Source organism: Mycobacterium sp. TH-M116, assembly GCF_057473685.1.
Map to the genome: position 1 here is coordinate 1 of NZ_JBYCLC010000009.1, position 1,997 is coordinate 1,997.

Here is a 1,997-nt window from a genome sequence, read left to right on the forward strand (position 1 = left end):
ATGACCCTGGAGGCCGACAAGATCGTCGCACCGCTCACCCAAGAGGAGACCATCGCCTCGCTGGGCCGCTACGGCTACGGCTGGGCGGACACCGACGTCGCCGGCGCGAGCGCGCAGCGCGGGCTGTCTGAGGCGGTGGTGCGTGACATCTCGGCGAAGAAGAGCGAGCCCGAGTGGATGCTGGCGACACGGCTCAAGGCGCTGCGCATCTTCGAGCGCAAGCCCATGCCGTCGTGGGGGTCGAACCTGGAGGGCATCGACTTCGACAACATCAAGTACTTCGTGCGCTCCACCGAGAAGCAGGCCGCGAGCTGGGAGGAGTTGCCCGAGGACATCCGCAACACCTACGACAGGCTGGGCATCCCGGAGGCGGAGAAGCAGCGGCTGGTCGCCGGGGTGGCCGCCCAGTACGAATGCCTGGCAGGTGAGACCTTGGTGTGGACCGCGAACCGGGGCCAGATTCCGATCAAGGAGATCGAGTTCGGCGATTACGTATTCGCGTACGACGAGGGCGCCGAACGATTCGTCGTGGCCCCGGTCAAGGCCGCCGCACAGACGGACACCCGGCTCACCTACACGGTGCAGACGACGCGCCGCAGCGTCCGCGCGACCGGTAACCACCCCATGCTGGTATTGCGGGACGAGCGCAAGGACGGGCGGCAGCGCGCCCGCTTCGCCCGGCGATGGGTGACGGTGGATGAGATCAAGCCGGGCGACTTCATCGGCGTGCCGCGGCGTATTCCCGAGTTCGGCGTCACCGCGGAACTTCCTGACGTGGCCGGGTTGGATGTCCCTCGGGTCAGCTCTGTCGACTTGATGTGGCTGCTTGGTCTTTACATCGGCGACGGCAACCTGCACCTCTCACCGAAGACCTATCGAGTGCAGTTCGCGGTTCCCGCCACCGACGTCCGATTGCGGGCCGAGGTGACTCGCGTCGTCGGGGAGCTATTCGGACTCCGTTGTATCGAGGCAGACGACTACCGGATCGTCGTCAACTCAAAGGCCTTGACGGAGTGGATCGTTGCATTAGGGTTCGGCGGGGTGTCGCTGACCAAGCGGGTGCCCGACTGGGTCTATGGCTTGCCGGTTGAGCAGCGGCTGGCCTTTCTCGGCGGCTGGGTCGACGCCGACGGGTACGTCGGCCCGGCGAGCGGCGACTCAGTGTTGCTGACTTGTGCCAATGAAGCGTTGCTCGGACAAGCGCGCGAACTGGCCGAATTGTCCGGTCTGCGCGCGGGTGGTCCGTGGGCGTTCAGCCAACCGTATCGGCATGCCCCGGAGCGCACCCAGACTGCCTGGCGCCTCGGTATTTCCGGTGACTTCGAGCGGCTCGGCTGTCGCAACCCGAAGCGGACGGACCGCTTCGGCCGTCGCCGCTACCTGCATTCCTCGAACGGCGCACACGGGACGACGATCCGGGCCCACACTAACGACTGGCTCGGGTTCGAGCGGGTCAAGTCGATCGAGCCGCACACCGTCGAGCCGGTCTTCGACGTCGAGGTGGACGGACCGCACAACTTCGTGGCCGAAGGTCTCGTGGTGCACAACTCCGAGGTGGTCTACCACCAGATCCGCGAGGACCTCGAGGCCCAGGGCGTCATCTTCATGGACACCGACACGGGCCTGCGGGAGCGCCCCGAGATCTTCCAGCAGTACTTCGGCACCGTGATCCCGGCGGGGGACAACAAGTTCTCGGCGCTCAACACCGCGGTGTGGAGCGGTGGCTCGTTCATCTACGTGCCGCCGGGCGTGCACGTCGACATCCCGCTGCAGGCCTACTTCCGGATCAACACCGAGAACATGGGCCAGTTCGAGCGGACGCTGATCATCGTCGACGAGGGCGCCTACGTGCACTACGTCGAGGGCTGCACCGCGCCGATCTACAAGTCGGACTCGCTGCACTCCGCGGTGGTCGAGATCATCGTCAAGCCCGGTGGCCGTTGCCGCTACACCACGATCCAGAACTGGTCGAACAACGTCTACAACCTGGTCACCAA

Annotated in this window: 1 protein-coding gene; it reads left to right on the forward strand. The window is 65.7% G+C overall.

What is annotated here, in order from left to right; genetic code table 11:
* A partial coding sequence (locus tag AC2VOK_RS00180) for a SufD family Fe-S cluster assembly protein (RefSeq protein WP_428898669.1) occupies positions 1 to 1,997 on the forward strand: 1,997 nt, incomplete at both ends.